17 protein-coding genes and 2 pseudogenes are annotated in these 19402 nt (G+C 34.0%); 14 read left to right on the forward strand and 5 right to left on the reverse strand.

Features of this window, described 5'->3' with window-relative positions:
- Positions 1–27 precede the first annotated feature (27 nt).
- Positions 28–516: a hypothetical protein gene (locus JRC48_RS02015; protein ID WP_235070209.1), complete on the forward strand. Its 489-nt coding sequence runs from the start codon at positions 28–30 to the stop codon at positions 514–516.
- 142 nt (positions 517–658) lie between these two features.
- Here the strand turns inward: JRC48_RS02015 and JRC48_RS02020 are convergent, their stop codons facing one another.
- Positions 659–1825, reverse strand: a complete 1167-nt coding sequence (locus JRC48_RS02020; RefSeq protein WP_235070210.1) for an iron-containing alcohol dehydrogenase — start codon at positions 1823–1825, stop codon at positions 659–661.
- A gap of 175 nt (positions 1826–2000) precedes the next feature.
- Here JRC48_RS02020 and JRC48_RS02025 point away from each other — a divergent pair, with 175 nt between their 5' ends.
- Entirely contained in the window at positions 2001–3179 is a 1179-nt protein-coding gene (locus JRC48_RS02025; RefSeq protein WP_235070211.1) for a cation diffusion facilitator family transporter, read from the forward strand.
- A gap of 41 nt (positions 3180–3220) precedes the next feature.
- Here the strand turns inward: JRC48_RS02025 and bcp are convergent, their stop codons facing one another.
- Positions 3221–3691 carry a thioredoxin-dependent thiol peroxidase gene (bcp, locus tag JRC48_RS02030; protein WP_235070212.1) on the reverse strand — a complete coding sequence of 157 codons (471 nt, stop codon included), beginning with the start codon at positions 3689–3691 and terminating at the stop codon, positions 3221–3223.
- 172 nt (positions 3692–3863) lie between these two features.
- Here bcp and yaaA point away from each other — a divergent pair, with 172 nt between their 5' ends.
- Positions 3864–4634 carry a peroxide stress protein YaaA gene (gene yaaA, locus JRC48_RS02035; RefSeq protein ID WP_235070213.1) on the forward strand — a complete coding sequence of 257 codons (771 nt, stop codon included), beginning with the start codon at positions 3864–3866 and terminating at the stop codon, positions 4632–4634.
- 113 nt (positions 4635–4747) lie between these two features.
- Here yaaA and JRC48_RS02040 read toward each other — a convergent pair whose 3' ends face one another.
- On the reverse strand, positions 4748–4984 hold the full coding sequence (locus JRC48_RS02040) for a hypothetical protein (protein WP_235070214.1): 237 nt from the start codon (positions 4982–4984) through the stop codon (positions 4748–4750).
- A gap of 113 nt (positions 4985–5097) precedes the next feature.
- Here JRC48_RS02040 and JRC48_RS02045 point away from each other — a divergent pair, with 113 nt between their 5' ends.
- Complete coding sequence (locus tag JRC48_RS02045) at positions 5098–5865, forward strand: EFR1 family ferrodoxin (protein WP_235070215.1); 768 nt, start codon at positions 5098–5100, stop codon at positions 5863–5865.
- 279 nt (positions 5866–6144) lie between these two features.
- Positions 6145–7824: a PTS transporter subunit EIIC gene (locus JRC48_RS02050; RefSeq protein ID WP_235070216.1), complete on the forward strand. Its 1680-nt coding sequence runs from the start codon at positions 6145–6147 to the stop codon at positions 7822–7824.
- 187 nt (positions 7825–8011) lie between these two features.
- Here JRC48_RS02050 and JRC48_RS02055 read toward each other — a convergent pair whose 3' ends face one another.
- Positions 8012–8521, reverse strand: coding sequence for a hypothetical protein (locus JRC48_RS02055; RefSeq protein ID WP_235070217.1), 510 nt, complete (start codon positions 8519–8521; stop codon positions 8012–8014).
- Positions 8522–8690: 169 nt separating this feature from the next.
- Here JRC48_RS02055 and JRC48_RS02060 point away from each other — a divergent pair, with 169 nt between their 5' ends.
- The 8 genes from JRC48_RS02060 (at position 8691) to JRC48_RS12735 (ending at position 17001) form a co-directional block, all read left to right on the forward strand.
- Positions 8691–9842 (forward strand): alkaline phosphatase family protein, encoded by a 1152-nt coding sequence (locus tag JRC48_RS02060; protein ID WP_235070218.1) that lies wholly within the window; start codon positions 8691–8693, stop codon positions 9840–9842.
- A 182-nt stretch (positions 9843–10024) separates the two neighbouring features.
- Entirely contained in the window at positions 10025–10435 is a 411-nt protein-coding gene (locus JRC48_RS02065) for a Fur family transcriptional regulator (protein ID WP_235070219.1), read from the forward strand.
- Between the two features lie 26 nt (positions 10436–10461).
- Positions 10462–12615: a YhgE/Pip domain-containing protein gene (locus tag JRC48_RS02070; protein WP_235070220.1), complete on the forward strand. Its 2154-nt coding sequence runs from the start codon at positions 10462–10464 to the stop codon at positions 12613–12615.
- Positions 12616–12799: 184 nt separating this feature from the next.
- Positions 12800–14623: a molecular chaperone HtpG gene (htpG, locus tag JRC48_RS02075; RefSeq protein WP_235070977.1), complete on the forward strand. Its 1824-nt coding sequence runs from the start codon at positions 12800–12802 to the stop codon at positions 14621–14623.
- 274 nt (positions 14624–14897) lie between these two features.
- Positions 14898–15647 (forward strand): hypothetical protein, encoded by a 750-nt coding sequence (locus tag JRC48_RS02080; protein WP_235070221.1) that lies wholly within the window; start codon positions 14898–14900, stop codon positions 15645–15647.
- Positions 15648–15668: 21 nt separating this feature from the next.
- Positions 15669–16529 carry a S66 peptidase family protein gene (locus tag JRC48_RS02085; protein ID WP_235070222.1) on the forward strand — a complete coding sequence of 287 codons (861 nt, stop codon included), beginning with the start codon at positions 15669–15671 and terminating at the stop codon, positions 16527–16529.
- Positions 16530–16545: 16 nt separating this feature from the next.
- Complete coding sequence (locus JRC48_RS02090) at positions 16546–16725, forward strand: hypothetical protein (RefSeq protein WP_235070223.1); 180 nt, start codon at positions 16546–16548, stop codon at positions 16723–16725.
- Positions 16726–16836: 111 nt separating this feature from the next.
- Complete coding sequence (locus JRC48_RS12735) at positions 16837–17001, forward strand: zinc-ribbon domain-containing protein (protein ID WP_370630381.1); 165 nt, start codon at positions 16837–16839, stop codon at positions 16999–17001.
- On the opposite strand, the pseudogene JRC48_RS02095 reads toward JRC48_RS12735, so the two are convergent.
- A pseudogene (locus JRC48_RS02095) lies at positions 16967–17949 on the reverse strand (IS30 family transposase). The gene JRC48_RS12735 and the pseudogene JRC48_RS02095 sit on opposite strands and share 35 nt — an antisense overlap.
- 122 nt (positions 17950–18071) lie before the next feature.
- Here JRC48_RS02095 and JRC48_RS02100 point away from each other — a divergent pair.
- Positions 18072–19340 (forward strand): annotated as a pseudogene (locus JRC48_RS02100) (IS3 family transposase).
- Positions 19341–19402: the final 62 nt, after the last annotated feature.

The raw sequence follows: 19402 nt of genomic DNA on the forward strand, positions 1-19402 counted from the left end.
GCTTAATTCAATGATTAAAGAGGGGATATGACGAAAAAAAGAGGGATCATTTACTTAATCATAGGAGTGATTTTTGGTATTTTTGATTTTTACTATCAAACTTATGTTCAAGAACTAGGACTATCGACGCTACCACTAACCGTTTTATGCTTTGGAATATGGTTAGTTCCACTCTTAAAAATCGCTTGGTATGAATCAAAACAGTCACAATCCAGACGAAAGACCGTAGTGGCAAGTATATTAACATGGAGTAGTTCCATCGTTTCTTGTTATTTATTTCTTGCGATCAACTTGATGTTTATAGGTAGAGAATCAAGTATTTACTTGCATATTTCAAATCATTCGTCACCATATTTTTGGTCTAATTGGATAAGTGTGTTTTATAATCAAGTCTTAATTGGAATCATAGAATGGCTTCCGTTTGCATTAGTCGGTGGTTTTGTGATAGGTCGTTTTGTTTATTTTTTAGTTACTCACTTATCAAAGAAAACAACTAACTCTGACAGTATGTCTTAAAGAAATTCAACTAGTAGCAGTCGTTTGATGAGAATTGACTTGAAGTTTAAAATAAACCGTTTAATGACGATAAAATGGCATGATAAAAGGTGTTCAAATTTGAACACCTTTTTAGTCGTGATTAAATTAGTAGATAAATCTGTTAAAGAGCTAATTGATAAATAGCTAAGGCATCTTCTTTATAAATCTTAACGAAATTTCCGACTGATTCACAATGAGAAACGAGTTTTTGAGCTAATAACTCGATCTCATCAGTTGGTAAGTGAGCCTCTGTAAAGCGAGTGGGTAAGTTTAGTTCTTTAAAGAAATGTTCTAAACATTCAATGGCACGAAGTGCTGTTTCTTCTAAGTTGTTCAAGTTAATCTCTAAGTCAAACACACGATGACCAAATTGAGCAAATCGTTGAACATCATGCTTATAAACAAACTTCATCCAAGCTGGAAAGATAATCGCAAGTCCCGCTCCATGAGCAATGTCATATTGTCCACTTAGCTCATGTTCTAGTTCATGACTTGCCCAATCACCTAGACGCCCCACATCTAGACTACCATTGTGTGCAATCATACCAGCTAACATCAACTCTGCACGAAGGTCATAATTCATCGGATCGTTCATGACACGTCTACCGTTTTTAATAATGGCTTTCATGGTCGCTTCACATAAGCGATCGGTTACATCAACAGAAGGTTCATTTGTAAAATAACGTTCTAAAACATGTGCTAACATATCAGCAATTCCGCATGCTGTTTGATACATCGGTAACGTATAAGTTAATTCAGGATTTAAAATAGAGAAGACGGGGCGCATACTTGAATGACCGCAACTACGTTTTAAACCATTTTCTTCGTTAGTAATGACTGATCCACTACTTGTTTCACTTCCTGCAGCGGGAATCGTTAAAATCGTTCCAACTGGCAAACAGTCTTTTGTAATTGGTGTGCCACAGAATAAATCCCAAACATCTCCCTCATAAGGAACTCCAGCAGCGATGGCTTTCGCTGAGTCAATGACGCTTCCACCACCTACAGCTAAAATAAAGGTAATGTTTTGTTCTCGACACATCTTGATTCCTTCATGAACAAGTGAAAGTCGTGGATTTGGTTGAACCCCAGGTAATTCAATCACTTCGATGTTTGCATTGTTTAACGAAGTCAGTACCGTCTCATACAGTTTAGTTTTTTTGATCGAACCTCCACCATAATGAAGCAGAACTTTCGTTGTATATTGGGCTATTTCGTGACCAACTAATTTTTCAGTGTCTTTCCCAAAAATTAATTTAGTTCCATTTTGATAGGTGAAATTTCTCATTTAATCCCCTCCTAAGAGCAATCAGTCATTTGATCTTCATGAAAATTATTTATTTTATTGGTAAATATTAATCATACTTACTTATTTTAGCTTAAATACTGGATAAAATCCATGTAATAAGATAAGATATTATAGCGATACTAAGTTTAAGTAAGATAGATTGGAGTCATGATACATGATTACTAAATGGTTAATTAAATATTTAATTAAAAACAGTGACGAAGCTCAAAACGAGATGGTCAGACAACGCTATGTTTATGTCGCGGGAATAATCGGAATTCTTGCCAACTTATTATTATTTATTATTAAATTTTCAGTTGGAATTTTGGCTGGAAGTATAGCTGTCACAGCCGATGCGTTTAATAACTTTTCAGATACAGCTTCATCAGTCGTCACGATCATTGGGGTGAAATTAGCGAATCGTCCAGCTGATAAAGAGCATCCACATGGACATGGGCGTATTGAATATATTTCAGCATTAATTGTTGCTTTTATGGTCATGTTAGTGGGAGTTCAATTTATTCAATCATCAATCAGTCGAATCTTAAATCCAAGTGATGTGACATTTGAATGGATTTCGTTTGGTTTATTGGCTATCTCAGTTGTGGTTAAATTTTGGTTAAGCCGTTTTAATAAACAGATGGGAGAAACGATTAATTCTAACGCTTTAAAAGCTGCGTCAGTCGATGCACTAGGAGATGTTTTTACGTCTAGTACGGTATTACTGTCTTTTTTAGTGGCTCGATTTACGAGTTTTCCAATTGATGGATATGCTGGCGTTTTAGTCGCTTGTTTTATTTTATATGCAGGCTATACACTGGTAAAAGAAACAATCAGTCCGTTACTTGGAGAAGCCCCTGATGAAGAATTAGTCAGTCAAATCTATAATAAATTATTATCTTATCATCATATTACAGGAGCACATGATTTAATGATTCATAACTATGGAGTCGGACGAATTATTGCTTCCATTCATGCTGAAATTCCGGCGGATATTGATGTAATGACCATTCATGATATCATTGACGAGGCGGAGCGTCAAATTTCAGAGGAGTTAAACATTCATTTAGTCATCCATATGGATCCGGTTTGCATTGAAACAGAAGAGATTAAAATGATGAAGGGAGAGCTTGAACAAATTATTAAGCAACATCCTGTTATTATGTCGATGCATGACTTTAGAATTATTGGACACGAACCCAATAAAAATTTAATTTTTGACTTAGTCATTGATGGATCAAAGCTAACAAAGGAATTAACCGAAGAAAAAATTAAACAAGAAGTCATTGATAAAATTCAAACCGATCATCCCACTTATCGCTGCATTATTGTGATTGATCGAATGTATACATAAAAAAAGTAGCTCATCTTCAAAAGGTGAGCTACTTTTTTGAATTATAATGAGCAGTTTTCTAAAACATCATCAATATGTCCCGCTACTTTAACTTTACGATAAATCTTTGTAATGATTCCTGCTTCATCAATTAAAAAGGTTGATCGTTCGATCCCAATAGCTTTTTTACCATACATATTTTTTTCTTTTAAAACACCGTATAGGTTACAAACCGTTTCTTCTGTATCTGAAAGTAATAAGAAGGGTAATTCGTGTTTAGTTGTAAATTTTTCATGACTTGTAATTGTGTCACGACTAATTCCTAAGATGACAGCATTTTGTGCTTTAAATGATTCAATCGCATCTCGAAAGGCTTTTGCTTGGTTCGTACAACCAGGTGTATGATCACGAGGATAAAAGTATAAAATCACTTTACGTCCGCGATAATCACGTAATGAGTGTAATTGATGATCTGATCCCATTAACGTAAAGTCAGGAGCTTCCATTCCTTCCGTTAAAACGATAGATTTCATAGTAGTCACTTCCTTTTTGTAAAATTTGTTAGTCTTTAAAATTATTATGTGATAGATAAGTTAGATTGTAAAGAAATATGATAAGATAATCATGAAACTTTGTGTTAAAAGTTTGAGCAAAATAAAATGAGATTATACTTAATTAAAATAATGTTTTGAGGAAGTGTTAAATATGTTAATGATTCTGTCTCCTGCTAAAACCTTTAAGACAATGACATTAGAGTCTTGTAATTTATCACCTCATCTTCTTTTTACCGATAAAACAAAGGAATTAGTCAATCAACTCCAGCAGTATTCAAAGCAAGAGTTGGCTACTTTAATGAAAATGTCTGATACATTAGCAGAAATAAATGAGGAACGATTTAAAAACTTTTATCAGTTAAATCAGCAAGCCATGCCTGCTATTCATGCTTTTGAAGGGGAGGCTTATAAAGGATTGGATTCATTGACTTTAGATGAAGAGGCGCTACAGTTTTCTAATGAGTCATTTCGTATTTTATCGGGGCTTTATGGAGTTTTAAGACCATTTGATTTCATTAATCCTTATCGATTGGAGATGGGATTATCGTGGTCTGGACTTCATGGAAAAGATCTTTATACTTACTGGAAAGGGGAGTTAACGGATTACTTTTTAAGTGAATTAAAAGAAACAACAGGGGATCAAGTGTTGTTGAATTTAGCTTCTAAAGAATATAGTAAGGCGATTGATTTTAAACAAATAGAAAAACATTATAAAGTGATTACGGTTGAGTTTAAAGAACGAAAAGGCGAAGCGTACAAAGTAATTGGCATGTACGCCAAGCGAGCACGTGGTGAAATGGCACGCTATATTTTAATGAATCAAATTCATGACATGAATGAGCTGAAAGCCTTTAACGAGGGAGGATATGTGTTTAACGAAGACTTATCAAATGAAAAGACATGGATTTTTACAAGAGATTAATCATCTAAAAGTAGAGGTTATGTGATGATTGAAAAGAGAATCTCATGTCTTATGAAGTATTAGCAGGATAAAAAAAGCATCAAACGTAACTAAAGTGTTACGTTTGATGCTTTTTAAATATTTAGTTGTTGCTTTAAAATCGCTCTTTTATTTAAATCCAGTTGATATTTTTCATGTTGTTCAGTGAGCATTCGATCAATATAAAGGGCCTTATGTGGAAGACAATTTCTTGCCTTTATTCCTGTTAAATGCGTTAATAACTTTTCAGTTTGTTCGATATTAGTCTGTAGTTGATCATAGAGTTGTTTTAGTTCTTCATACGTAGATGTTTTATCATACGAATTTGACATACCAATCACCTCTTTATTCAAATTATTCCTGTTTTTGTTTATTTTATGTAATAATGATGAGAGTCCAAAAATTTTATCATCTAAAAAAAACTTAGGAGAAAGGGTGAGAACAGATGATTTTTTACTTTAGTGGAACTGGAAACAGTCAATCTATCGCAACACAAATGAGTCAAGAGCAAACAGAAACGCTCATTTCAATGAGTCAAGCCAGTCAAAAACAACAATTTGAATATGATTTAACGTCTGATGAGAAGTTGACTTTTGTGTTTCCAATTCATCACTTTGCTGCACCACCGTTAGTTATCGAATTTATTAGAAAGCTAACGTTTAAACATCAAATGCCTCATCAATTAGACGTGGTGGTGACGTATGGACATCACTATGGTGAGGTAGCGAAGCAAGTGATGAAGGAAGTAGAAGCTAAGAACTGGAAGCTTCATCATTTTTATGCCATTCATATGCCAGATAATCGTTTTAAATCATCAAGACAAGACATTCATGATCGATTGAATGAAGCCAAACATCAAGTTGAAAAAATGAATCAAGAGATGTTAGAGATGAAACAAACATCTGATATTAATAAGTGCGTTCAAGTAGGATGGGTGACTCAGATAGCGTCTACTTTATTACAGAATGTTGATAAAAAGATGAAAACTTTTGAAGTAAATGAAGATTGTATTTCATGTAAAATATGCGAAAGAATCTGTCCAGTAGGATGTATAAAAGTCGATCAAAAACCAAAATGGACAAAAAACTGTCATACGTGTTTAGCTTGTGTGAATTATTGTCCTAAATCAGCCATTACGATTAAACAACAAAAAAAGTTAGGTGGGCGATATACGCATCCAGACATTTTGTGGCATCACTTAAATAAGAACTAAGAAAAAAGATAGTTTGTTGCAGGAAGATCTGTCTAATGTGATTCAAATTTTATGAATAAAATGGAAGTCAATAAGATATAAGAAAAGACATAAAACACATATTATTGGAATAATAAACCATAAAAACACTGTGTAACCGGTTACCTATTTGTTGGAAGGGGTATTAATTTGTGAAAATTTATATTATAATAACAATCGTAATGAAGCCTATGATCAATTAAGGATTCACATGTTAGATCAATTATAGATGGTTTATAGTTATATAGGAGGACGATTTGTATGTTCAAGTATTTACAACGTACAGGTAAGGCGTTAATGCTTCCAATTGCAGCTTTACCTATTGCAGGGATTTTATTAGGAATTGGTGGGGCATTTTTAGGAATTTCAGGAATGACAGATGCACCAGCTATTTATCAGTCAATCGCTAACGGAATTAATAATTCAGCGTTCTTAACAGCGCTTTTAACGATTATGAATAATATCGGGAATATCGTGTTTGGTAACTTACCTATTTTATTCGCAGTTGGGGTAGCAGCTGGATTAGCGAAAAAAGATAAAGCAACAGCAGCATTAGCAGCTGTATTTGGTTTCTTTGTCATGAATGAAGTTATCTCGACTTTATTAGGATTAGGAATGACAAAATTAGGTGTGATTACACCTGATCAAGTCGGAGATTACGGAACTTATGTGACAACAAATGTCGGAATCTTCACGTTAAATATGTCAGTTTTTGGTGGGATTATTACAGGGATGGTAACATCTGCGTTACATAACAGATTCTTTAACATTCAATTCCATCCTGTATTATCATTCTTTGCAGGATCTCGTTTCGTACCAATCATTACTTCATTAGTAATGGCATTAGTTGGTGTGGTTTTAGCCTTTGTTTGGCCATTCGTTCAAGATGGAATTGGAGCATTAGCAAATGTTGTTAATTCATCAGGAATTTTTGGTTCATTCTTATTTGGATTAGTTGAACGTTCATGTGTGCCATTCGGATTACACCACGTATTCTATACACCATTCTGGTATGGATCTTTCGTTGAGGCTAACTTATTAATTGGTGGACAAGATGTTCTTGTTCAAGGAGCAAACACTGCTTACTTCGTTCAATTAGGTTCAATGGGAGATTTAGTAGGTTTAGATTCAGAAAGAATGCATGAAATTGTTATGGGAACAACAAGTTTCTTAGCTGGTAAATTCCCATTCATGATGTTCGGTTTACCAGGTGCGGCTTTAGCAATGTACAAATGTGCTAAACCTGAAAAACGTCAAGCTGTGGGTGGTTTATTAGGAGCTGCTGCATTAACAACTATTTTAACTGGTATTACTGAACCATTAGAATTCACATTCTTATTCGTTGCACCAGTGTTATTCGTTGTACATGCTGTATTTGCTGGATTATCATTCATGTTAATGGCAATGTTAGATGTATTCATCGGGATGACATTCTCTGGTGGATTAATTGACTTCGTTTTATTCGGATTATTACCTGCAGGAGCTGGTGTAGCGACTCATTGGTACTGGGTATTAGTTGTTGGTGTTGTTTACTTTGCTTTATACTTCGTTGTATTTAGCTTCTTAATTAAAAAATTAAACTTAAAAACACCAGGTCGTGAAGATGATAACGAAGAAGTAAAATTATTCTCTAAAAAAGACTTCCAAGAACGTAACGGTGGATCTGCAGAAGCAACAACAGCTACAGCTGGAACTGATGAATGGAAAGAAAAAGCACCATTAGTATTAGAAGCATTAGGTGGAGCAGAAAATATTGAGAACTTAGATGCATGTATTACACGTTTACGTGTTGAAGTTGGAGATACTTCTAAAGTTGATAAAGATCGCTTAAAAGCTTTAGGTGCGGCAGGAGTTATGGAAGTTAAAGGTGGAGTTCAAGCAATCTTCGGTGGAAACTCAAATACTCTTAAAAACTACATTTTAGATATTATTGGTGACTAATCACTTCAATAAAAATGACTAGCCAAGTGCTAGTCATTTTTATTATTTATCTTCAATGAATTCTTAATTTTTAAAAACTCATGTCGTTTATAAGTGTTTTCGATCATAATCTTTTGATGGTGACATTTAAGTTAAATGAAATCAAAAAAGACTAGTCACAAGCGACTAGTCTTCATGATCACTCACTCTACATTAAACCTTGACACATCATTTGATCATATAACGATTGATTCATCATGGATGCTTGATTCGTTGAAAATGAGGATTGGGTAACTGCTGGTTGACCCACCATTTGATTGTATGAGTTTGGTTGATTTCCCATGCTAGATGGTGACATCATAGGTGCTTGAGCACTGGGTTGAGCATAAGCAGTTGGTTGATTGACAACAGATGGCCCTGCTAAATATTCGTCATAACGATAAGATTCAACCGTTTCTTGACGATCAATAACATAGCTATGTTGATTATGGTGATGGTGGACATTTCGAACCACTACTGGAATGACGTGATCGACACGATGATAGTGATGTTGCTGCGGAACGCAAGTAACAGTTGGCTCAATAACTTGACAGCAAGTTTCATATTGACCCATTGGTGGTATAGTTGGCATCGGTGAACATCCCATTGGAGCACCACCCATGATTGGTGTACCTCCTACAACCGGGGCATTACCTGGACATCTCATATTTTGATTCATAATTTGCTACATCCTTTCACTTTGTAATTCAGTTACATGATAGTATATTAGAACTTTGTTAAAGGGTATTAACAATCGCCTAAGAAGTTGGGAATAAATTAATAATTATCTCAGTAGATAATCTATAACGAAATGATTTATAATATAAAAGAAATAAAGAGGTGATTACATGAAGACGATTATATATCCAAATTATGAACGTTGTATTTTAAATACAATGGCAACCATCATGAACTACTATGGTATTAAGACTGGGCATCAGACTTTACCAGAAGTTGAAGAAGTATTAGGTAAGAAGTATAAAAATGTTGTCTTAATGGTTTTTGATGGAATGGGGATAGATGCATTAGAAAAAAACCTAAAACCATCTGACTTTTTAAATCAACAGATTAAAGCTGAATTAACATCTGTTGTTCCATCAACGACAACAGCCGCTATGACAGCCTATTATGGCGGAAAATCGCCATTTGAACATGGATGGCTAGGATGGTCGTTGTATTTTAAAGAATACGGTCGTTGTATTGATACGTTCATTAATACAGATAGTTATACAGGAGAAGCGCTAGCGTTTCCTCATGCCGGTCACGAATTAATGGGATATACTCATGTTTGTGATCAAGTGGAGGCAACGACTAACCATGAAGTGAAGGCCTACATGGTAGAACCAAGCTACATTAACTATAGAGGTAAAAATCAAAAAATAGGTGTAGATGATGCCAAAGGCTTCTTTAAAGAAGTAGAAAAGTTATGTCAAACAGATGAAGAAAAGTTTGTATTTGCTTATTGGACAGATCCTGATAAAACGATGCATTCAACAGGATGTTACTCAAAAGAAACAAAAGAAAAGTTACAAGAAATTAATGATTTATTAAAACAATTATCAGAAACGATGGAAGATACGTTAATTTTAGTGTCTGCCGATCATGGATTAATTGATGTTGAACCTAAGATTTATTTAAATGAGTATCCAGAATTAATGGATTGTTTTTTAATGCCGCCATTTATTGAGGGGCGTTTAATGTCATTTTTCATTCGTGAAGATTTAAAAGATGTCTTTAAAGAACGTTTTAATCAGTTATTTAGTGACGATTTTATTTTATTAACTCGCCAAGAAGCGCTTGAAAAAGGATTATTTGGTCCAGGTCAACCACATAAAAAGACTCTTGATTTTATCGGTGATTTTATTGCCTGTGCAACAAGTACAAAATTATTTGATTATATGCCAGTGATTAAAACGAAAAAGTTTGAGTTTACAGCGACACATGCGGGATTAACACGAGAAGAAATGTTAGTGCCATTAATTGTCGTAGAATCTAAATAAGTAAAATGAAGAAGTAAGTCAGGAGGCTTACTTCTTTTTTTATGCATGAAAATAATCAGAGAAGGTATCCTAAAAATGCAGCCTTCTCCTTTTTGTCATTAAATGTCTGAAAGGTTGACAAATTGACACGAATGTCGTATAATTTGAAACTCAGTTTCAAATTTAAGTTATGAGGTGAGACAATGACACAGTCAAAAGGATATCAAACCAGGCAAAGAAGTTTAATTTTAAACTACTTAGTCACCCATCGGAATCGTCATATTACAGCCGAAGAAATTATTCATCACTTTCAGTCAAATGGGATTCAGTTAGGAAAGTCGACCGTCTATCGCTATCTAAACTTATTATTAGAAAAAGGAACGATTAGAAAATATTTACGTGGAAGTGGTCCAACGGCTTGTTATCGATACGTTGAAGAGCAAACACCGGAAATGACTTGTCATTTAAAGTGTGAAAGATGTGGAAAAGTTCAAGATTTATCTTGCGAGGAAATAAAAATGATTGCGACTAGTTTTAGTGAAGAAATTGGCTTTCAATTAGATTTAAGCCATACCGTTTTTTTAGGTCAATGTCGCGAATGTGTCACCAAGTAAGATGTAAAAGAAGGAAGAGATAGTAAATGATAAAAAATATTTTAACCATTTATAAAACCGATCTGAAACGCATTTTTTCTAACTATGCGGCGATGATTGTCATTTTAGCACTGTGCATTTTACCATCCCTTTACGCTTGGTTTAATATCAAGGCATCATGGGATCCCTATGGACAAGAGGCAACGAGTCAAATTAAAATTGGTGTCATTAATAACGATAAAGGAACGACGTTTAATAATCGTGAAATCAATATTGGTGATGAGGTGGTTGATCAGTTAAAAGAAAATGACCTCATGGGATGGCAGTTTGTCAGTGAAGAAGAGGGCGATAAAGCATTAGAAGAGGGAGAGTTTTATGCAACCATTACCATTCCAGATAACTTTTCAAAAGATATTACCTCATTAGTAAGTAGTGAGGTAAAAAAGGGTGAAATCATTTATCGCGTCAATGAAAAAATTAATGCGATTGCTCCTAAACTAACGAGTAAAGGTGCAACAGGTGTTCAAGAAAATATTAATAAAACCATCGTGGAAACAGTCAGTGGAATTTTATTTGAAAGTGGAAAAGAGCTTGGCTTAGAAATCCAAGAAACAGTTTTACCTCAACTTTCAACAGTTTATCATCAACTAGAGGAGTTAATTTCAAAGTTTGATGAGATGAATGAATTGGTTCAAACTGCGCATCAAGGTGGCATTCAGTTAAAGGATTTAATTGCATCCATTCAAACCGATTTACCACTCATTAGTGAAACCATTGTGTCAGCACAAGCAACGGTGACTTCGTTAGAGAGTTTCATTGAGACTTCAAAATCGTCTTTAGCAGACTTTATGCCAACCTTAAAAGAAGATATATCATTAGTTCAATCTATTGCTAATGACTTATTAACTTACACAGAGGAGCTAAAACAGGCGATTGTAAACGGTACTGAGCAAGCACCACAATTAGTGTCGAATTTAATTAGCAAAATAGAAAGTACCCAAGGGCTCATTCAGTCACTGGTTAAGATTTTGGAGACGTTTAATAAGTTTCCTGCCGGAAAATTAGATGAGGTTATCAACCAACTAACGGATACATCTAATCAGCTCGATCAAGCCAAAGTGGTGTTAAATCAAGTGTATGAAAGTCTTCTTAAAGGAGGAGAACCAGATTTAACGGCATTAAATAAAGTTGAAACGCTACTCACTAATGTATCCACGACTATGGAAGATATTTATAACCGTTTTGATACAGCAATTACGCCAGCTTTAAATGAAGTGATTAACGAGGCATATGTGACGGCTGATCATGTACTAACAGTGTTAAAGGAAGCACAAAATAAACTTCCAGAGGTTGAATCGTTATTAAATACAGCCTATGAAGGAGCAGATAAAGGAATTAATGCGATTGAGTATGTTAATTCTAGTTTGCCAAAGGCAGAGGATAAGGTCAAAGAAATCACCTCAAAACTTGGTGACATTAATAATAGTCAAGATTTAAAAGAAGTATTGTCTATCTTACAAGAGGCGGTCACTGAACGTCAAAACTTTATGACTTCACCAGTTGATTTAGTCGAAGAGACCATCTTTCCAATGCATAACTATGGTACAGCGATGACGCCTTTTTACAGTGTTTTAGCTCAATGGGTCGGAATCACGTTATTAATCTCTATCTTATCTGTACATGCTTTAGGTAATTATCGTCCAATTGAAGAGTACTTTGGTAAATTTTTATTGTTTGCCACGATCGCACTGATTCAAGGATTAATTATTGCTTTAGGCGACTTATACTTATTAAACATTTACTGTGTTAATCCAACCCTATTTATCGTTGGTTCATTATTAACGAGTGTCACATTTACTTTTATTATTTATTCACTCGTTTCTGTATTTGGAAATGTAGGGAAAGTGATCTCAATTATTTTACTTGTTTTACAAGTCGCGGGATCAGGAGGAACGTTTCCTATTCAATTAACGCCTAGATTTTTTCAAGTGATTCATCCGTTTTTACCATTTACTTATGCGATTTCATTTGCACGCGAAGCCATCGGGGGTGTAGTCGTGACTGTTTTAATGAAAGATATCGTCATTATGTTGATCTATATGGTCATGGTTATGTTAGTTTCCATCTTTTTAAAGAAACCTATTAATAAGCTATTATTTGGATTTGCCGAAAAGTTTGAAGAAAGTCAATTAGGAGAATAATCGCATGTTAAACATGCGATTTTCTTCAATTTAAAGGGTTTAATCATGAAAAAAGTTGACACTAATTTAGGGTTGTGATATAAATGAAATATAAATATTAGCACTCTATTATAACGAGTGATAAAACAGAGGAGCGATCAAGTTGAAACAATTTAAAGCTGAATCAAAGCGATTATTAGACTTAATGATTAACTCAATTTACACACATCGTGAAATTTTCTTACGCGAGCTTATTTCAAACGCAAGTGATGCAATCGATAAACTTTATTATAAAGCTTTAACGGATTCTAATCTAACATTCAATGCAGATGACTATTTTATTAAAGTGTCAGTGGACGAAGCAAATCGTCAAATTACGATTTCAGATACAGGAATTGGGATGACTGAAGCAGAGTTAGATGAGCACTTAGGAGTTATTGCAAAAAGTGGTTCATTACAATTCAAAAAAGATACAGAATTAGAAGATGGACATGACATTATCGGACAATTCGGAGTTGGATTTTATTCAGCTTTCTTAGTTGCAGATAAAGTAACGGTTATTACAAAATCATTAACATCAGACACAGCTTATAAATGGGAATCTTGCGGAGCTGATGGATACACGATTGAACCATGTGAAAAAGCGACGGTTGGAACAGACATCATCTTAACAGTGAAAGAAAATACAGAAGATGAGAATTTCGATGAGTATTTAGATGTTTATAAATTAAAATCAATTATTAAAAAATATTCAGATTTCATTCGTTACCCAATTAAAATGGACTTAACACGTTCACAATTAAAAGAAGGTACTGAAAATGAATACGAAGAAATTACTGAAGAACAAACAGTAAATAGTATGGTTCCAATTTGGAAGAAAAATAAACGTGAATTAACAGATGAAGATTATGAAAACTTCTATAATGAAAAACATTTTGGATTTGACAAACCATTAGCTCATGTTCATTTAAGTGTCGATGGAACGGTAAGCTACAATGCGATTTTATACATTCCAGAAAAAATGCCATACGATTTTTATACAACAGAGTATGAAAAAGGATTAGAACTTTATTCAAGTGGTGTATTAATTATGAATAAATGTTCAGATTTATTACCAGACTACTTTAGCTTTGTTAAAGGGATTGTGGATTCAGAAGATTTATCATTAAACATTTCACGTGAAATTTTACAACATGACCGCCAATTAAAATTAATTGCTAAAAACATTAAAACAAAAATTAAAAATGAATTAGAGAAAATGATTAAAAATGATCGCGAGAAGTACGAAACGTTCTATCAATCATTTGGACGTCAATTAAAATATGGCGTTTACTCTGATTTTGGAGCAAATAAAGACGTTTTACAAGATTTATTAATGTTTGCTTCATCACACGAAGATAAATTAGTAACGTTAGATGAATATGTATCACGTATGAAAGAGGATCAAACGCATATTTACTATGCGGTGGGTGAATCAATTGATCGTATTAAAAAGTTACCTCAATCAGAAGCAGTTTTAGATAAAGGATATGAAATCTTATACTTCACAGAAGATATCGATGAATTTGCGATTAAGATGTTAATGTCATATCAAGATAAAGAATTTAAATCGGTATCAAGCGCTGATTTAGGATTAGATACAGATGCACAAGATGAAGAAGCAACGAAAGAGTTTGCGACATTATTTGAAACAATGACGACAGCGTTAAGTGGAAAAGTTAAATCAGTACGTGCGAGCCGTCGTTTAAAATCTCATCCAGTTTGCTTAGCAAATGAAGGGGATTTATCAATTGAGATGGAAAAAGTATTAAACGCGATGCCAAATGCACAACAAGTGAAAGCAGATAAAGTATTAGAGGTTAACGTGAATCACGAAGTGTTTAAATCGTTACAAAATGCTTATGAAACAGATAAAGAAAAATTTGATTTATTTACAGACGTGTTATACAATCAAGCCCGTTTAATTGAAGGATTAGATATCGAAGATCCAGTGGCATTTACAAATAACGTTTGTCAATTAATGAAGTAATTTAATAGCAAAAGGAGCCTGTCTGTTGAGCAGGCTCCTTTTATGTTGATCTCTTTATGAATATGAAACAAAGCCAAAATAGAAGTCAACATCTCATCAATCAACGTCTAAGTATAAGTGGTATCAAAAAGAGTGAGTTTTGTTTCATTAGAAATAGCAAAGAGAATGAAAGCGTATTGTCAGAGAAAGTCGAATTGGATATAATTAAGGAAGATAGGGTATAAGATAATAAAAAATTGACATATAAAATGAATAGAAAGGATTGATTCCAGTTATGAAGAAGCGGGTAAAAGATAATATTATCATTGGAGGAGGATTGCTTTTATTATCGTTAATTTTACACTATATTCATGTTTTAATTTTTAAAGATATTCATCATACAATGATTTTCTTAGTTGCGGATATTGCATTTATTCCAATGGAAGTATTTTTTACAAGTATGATTTTAGAGCGTATGCTCGAACGACGTGAAAAAGAGCATGGAAAAGAGAAGTTAAATATGTTAGTCGGAGTGTTCTATGCAGAAATTGGGACACAATTATTAGGTTACTTTGTTGAGCAAGATGATCGTGTTTCAATTTGTAAGAAGTTACGTATTAAAGATCCTTCTATCTGGGATGAGGACTATTTTAAACGACTTCAACAACTAAACTCAACGTATCACTATGAAGTGTCCTTAGAAAAAGTCGATTTAATTCAACTCAAAGAGTTATTACATGATGGGAAAAATTTATTAATTACGTTAATGACAACGGAAAGTTTACATGATCATGAAACATTTACTGAAATGTTAATGTTAATCATGCATTTGAAAGAAGAATTAGATCTTCGTGATATCTCATCTTTAAACGAAAGTGAACGCCTGCATTTAGAGCAAGATATGACAGCCTTATATCGTTACTTAACATATGAGTGGTGTTATTATTTAAATTATTTAAGTAAACATTATCCAGGACTTTTCAATACAGCGATTATGTTAAGCCCATTTAATAAAAAGCATGAACGTTGTCAATTAGAAGGATAACCAATTGAGGTGAAAAAAGTCATGATATTAAATCAACACCAATTCATAGGAATAGTGGCCCTTTCTAATGGATTAAGTGAAAGTCAACGCCCTGTTATGAAGGAGCTAGAGCTTACTTTAAATCAATTAGGATTACAAGTGAGGTGGCCATCTAAACTATTTCGTATCCATCAAGTTTATCATGCCACGGATCAAGAAAAAGCGCAGATGCTTATGGAGTTTTATCAAGATGAACAAGTTCAAGCTATTTTTGATGTTTCAGGTGGCGATTTAGCGAATGGAGTGTTACCTTATTTAGATTATGAAATGATTAAAAGACACCCAAAGCCGTTTTTTGGATACAGTGATTTAACGGTTGTATTAAATGCGTTACATAAAAAAACATCTCACCCTACTTATCTTTATCAAATCCGACATTTAGTTGGGCCACTGGCTCAGTATCAACAAAAGCTGTTTTATCAAACTTTTTTTCACAACCAAAAAGATTTATTTACATGGGATGTGAAATGGATTCAAGGAGAAAGCATGCAAGGAGAAGTAGTCGGTGGAAATATTCGTTGTTTCTTAAAGTTAGCGGGTACAGAGTACATGCCATCCTTTAAAGGAAAACTTTTATTATTAGAAAGTTACAGTGGCGATGTAGCAAAAATGGCGACTTATTTAAATCAGTATAAACAACTTCATATATTTGAAGAGATTAATGGTTTAATTTTAGGCCATTTTACAGAAATGCAACAGAAAGAATATGAACCTGATATAATCAACTTAGTTCGTATGATTGTTGACAATGATCAATTACCGATTGTTAAAACAGAGGATATTGGACATGGTGCTAATTCAAAGGCAGCTATCATTGGTGAAACCCTCACTCTCGTTCGATAAAAAAGGAGTTGATAAAATGACTAAAAAGCGAGAGGCTCATTGTGGATCATGTGAGTATAATGTCAATAACTACTGCATGAGTCAGCAAGGATATTATTTTTATGGGGAAGCCATCTCAGATGAAGACGTTTTGTGTGAGGATTGGTTAGAAAATGTACAATCTTATTCGTATTATTTAACAGCTAAAACAAAGTAAATCAAACAAAAAATCCTAGTTTCAGTCACTAGGATTTTTTGTTTGTTATATTTTACAAAAGAAATGAATAATCTGTTAGTGTTAGAGAATTAAAAGGGGAGGCGATCGTTTATGTATTGTCGAAATTGTGGGAAAGAATTAAATGAAAATGCTGATGTTTGTGTAAAGTGTGGGGCAAATTTAAGTAAACGACGAGTTGTCAATACAAATGCGACAGTTTCTCATGAAATAGCTCGATTCCCTACCAAAGGAGGATACCACTTTGTGGGTAGGTGACCCATGAAGTTTTCCAACCTAAACATTTTCGTGGTCTATGATTAATGAGGAAAAGTGCCTCATTAATCTCTTCGTCACTGACTCGTGCTAAATCTGTCTTCTTCGGGAAAAACTCTCGAAGAAGACCATTGGCATTTTCATTACTTCCTATGCACCAAGATGAATAAGCATCTGCGAAGTAAACAGGAACCTTTAAATTAGCTTCTACTTTAGAATAACAAGCAAACTCTTTTCCACGATCAACGGTATAAGTTTTAAAGGTGTCTTTAGGAAAGAGTTCATATAATTGACTAATCGCTCGGTACATTTCTGTTGCTGAGCGATTTTCTATTTTAACGGCGACATAAAAGCGTGTTTGACGTTCAACAAAGGTCACTAAACAACCTTTACTTTGACCACGACTCGAAACAACGGTATCCAATACCCCATACCCTACCAGTGGAGGATTTATTCATCTTCGATGAATGGCAGGGAACCCAGCCCAAACGTTTCACGTCTTTTTACGTCTTTTGGACGTTGATGAATGGAGGTTCCAATGTTAAATCGTCCACGTGTTTCTCGTGGTTTTCGACGCTTTCCTTTTTGTCTTAAACAACTTAAAATGGTTCCATCATAAATCCAACGATAAATGGTTTTAAATGAAAGAACACCCTTTAAAACGGTATTAGAAATTTGGTCAGGTGACTAGGTTAGCCTTAAATATTTTTGAATGATTTGTATCAGTTGTTGTGATCTCAACTCTTTACGATGACAAACTAAGCGACGTTGCCTAGCTAATTCATCAGCTAACTCAGCCTGATACGTCTCTTGAGTATTTCGTTTCAGTTCACGAGCAATCGTTGAATGATGTCGATTTAATTGCTCGGCAATTTGTCTCGCCCAGTAGCCCATTTTTGAAAGAACTTCTATACGTGTACGTTCAAATGTGTTAAGATGGTGATAACTCATAAATAGATCTCCTTGTTAAGAATTTGGTGTGGTAACTTCATTCTATAACAAAGATCCTATTTATGAGCTTTTTTTATGTGTCGCACTTAATATTACAATCTGTCTAACTTGAGAGAAGTATGATGAAGAGAATGAGTCAAAAGAAGTTTACAGATAAAGAAATCAACATTTTAAATAAAAACCCTTATGTTAAAAAGGTATCTGAAAAAGCCATTATTTATCATGATGAATTTAAACGTTTATTAGTTGTACAACTAGATGAAGGCAAAACTCCTCGTATGTTTTTTTAACAAGCAGGATTTAATGTTGAGATGATCGGCATGAAACGGATTTGATCTGCTGTTTTTAGTTGGAAATTGGCTTATGAAAAACCTGGATTATTTGGATTAAAAGATACGCTTCCGATGAATTCGGCACGTCGTTTAAATAGAGAGTTAACTGCTCAAGGGCAGACAGCTAAGCTTGAAGCTAAAATTAAATTATTAGAAGCAGAGAATGAATTATTAAAAAAGGTATATTTGATGGAGAGGGGGAGACTAAAGTAGTTAAATCCCTCACTCCTTCACAGAAATATGAGTTAATTACACAAGTCATTGAACACTTTAACTTAAAAGGTGTCATCGGTTATTTTTGTGATACCTTAAACGTCTCACGCTCAGGCTATTATCGCTATTTTAGTGGTGATGCAAAATAGAATCGACTAAAATGTGAAGAAGTGGATTTAATGGTTAGAGATCTTATTTTGAACATTTTTAATCATCGTGGATACAAAAAAGGATCTCTTCAAATTAAAATGATATTAGAAGGTGAAATGGGGATTGTTTATAGCCTTAAACGAATTAGACGCATCATGAAAAGATAGAGAATTATCCGTCCCCATCGTCGAAGGAAACCCTATTTAAAACAACTAAAAGCAATAGAAGAACATCGCGTTTTTAAATCGAGAATTTAGAGAAGAAACAACAGGTAAAGTCTTACTCACTGATATTACTTATTTATATTATGGAACTATCTATCGATTATTTTAGATGCCTCAACCATTAAAATTTTATCTTATCATGTTTCGGATAGTTTAGGGATGCCATTGGGGACTTAAAGCATTGAAAAACTATTTAGGAATAAACCAATCCCACTTCATCCAGAAGCGTTTATCCACTCTGATCAAGGAGCCATGATACCATCCTAACCTTCCAAGCTCTATTAAAGAAAAAGGGATTAGGTCAATCCATGTCTCGAAAAGGAAACTGTTGGGATAATACACCACAAGAATCTTTCTTTGATTACTTCAAAGATGAATCCCTATTAAAGAATGCCAAACATTAGATGAGGTAAAATGTGAAGTCAAACGATATAAGATGTATCATAATATAGCACGTTATCAATGGAATTAAAAAAAGATGACTCCTGTGGGGGACAGAAATCATCTTTCAAATGTAGCTTAACTCATGGTTTT

Source organism: Turicibacter sp. TJ11 (genome assembly GCF_021497505.1).
In the GTDB taxonomy this organism is placed as follows: domain Bacteria; phylum Bacillota_I; class Bacilli_A; order MOL361; family Turicibacteraceae; genus Turicibacter.

Coding starts and splice junctions, on each gene's coding strand:
- JRC48_RS02015 (WP_235070209.1), top strand. CDS start 28: ATGACGAAAAAAAGAGGGATCATTTACTTAATCATAGGAGTGATTTTT.
- JRC48_RS02020 (WP_235070210.1), bottom strand. CDS start 1,825: ATGAGAAATTTCACCTATCAAAATGGAACTAAATTAATTTTTGGGAAA.
- JRC48_RS02025 (WP_235070211.1), top strand. CDS start 2,001: ATGATTACTAAATGGTTAATTAAATATTTAATTAAAAACAGTGACGAA.
- bcp (WP_235070212.1), bottom strand. CDS start 3,691: ATGAAATCTATCGTTTTAACGGAAGGAATGGAAGCTCCTGACTTTACG.
- yaaA (WP_235070213.1), top strand. CDS start 3,864: ATGTTAATGATTCTGTCTCCTGCTAAAACCTTTAAGACAATGACATTA.
- JRC48_RS02040 (WP_235070214.1), bottom strand. CDS start 4,984: ATGTCAAATTCGTATGATAAAACATCTACGTATGAAGAACTAAAACAA.
- JRC48_RS02045 (WP_235070215.1), top strand. CDS start 5,098: ATGATTTTTTACTTTAGTGGAACTGGAAACAGTCAATCTATCGCAACA.
- JRC48_RS02050 (WP_235070216.1), top strand. CDS start 6,145: ATGTTCAAGTATTTACAACGTACAGGTAAGGCGTTAATGCTTCCAATT.
- JRC48_RS02055 (WP_235070217.1), bottom strand. CDS start 8,521: ATGAATCAAAATATGAGATGTCCAGGTAATGCCCCGGTTGTAGGAGGT.
- JRC48_RS02060 (WP_235070218.1), top strand. CDS start 8,691: ATGAAGACGATTATATATCCAAATTATGAACGTTGTATTTTAAATACA.
- JRC48_RS02065 (WP_235070219.1), top strand. CDS start 10,025: ATGACACAGTCAAAAGGATATCAAACCAGGCAAAGAAGTTTAATTTTA.
- JRC48_RS02070 (WP_235070220.1), top strand. CDS start 10,462: ATGATAAAAAATATTTTAACCATTTATAAAACCGATCTGAAACGCATT.
- htpG (WP_235070977.1), top strand. CDS start 12,800: ATGATTAACTCAATTTACACACATCGTGAAATTTTCTTACGCGAGCTT.
- JRC48_RS02080 (WP_235070221.1), top strand. CDS start 14,898: ATGAAGAAGCGGGTAAAAGATAATATTATCATTGGAGGAGGATTGCTT.
- JRC48_RS02085 (WP_235070222.1), top strand. CDS start 15,669: ATGATATTAAATCAACACCAATTCATAGGAATAGTGGCCCTTTCTAAT.
- JRC48_RS02090 (WP_235070223.1), top strand. CDS start 16,546: ATGACTAAAAAGCGAGAGGCTCATTGTGGATCATGTGAGTATAATGTC.
- JRC48_RS12735 (WP_370630381.1), top strand. CDS start 16,837: ATGTATTGTCGAAATTGTGGGAAAGAATTAAATGAAAATGCTGATGTT.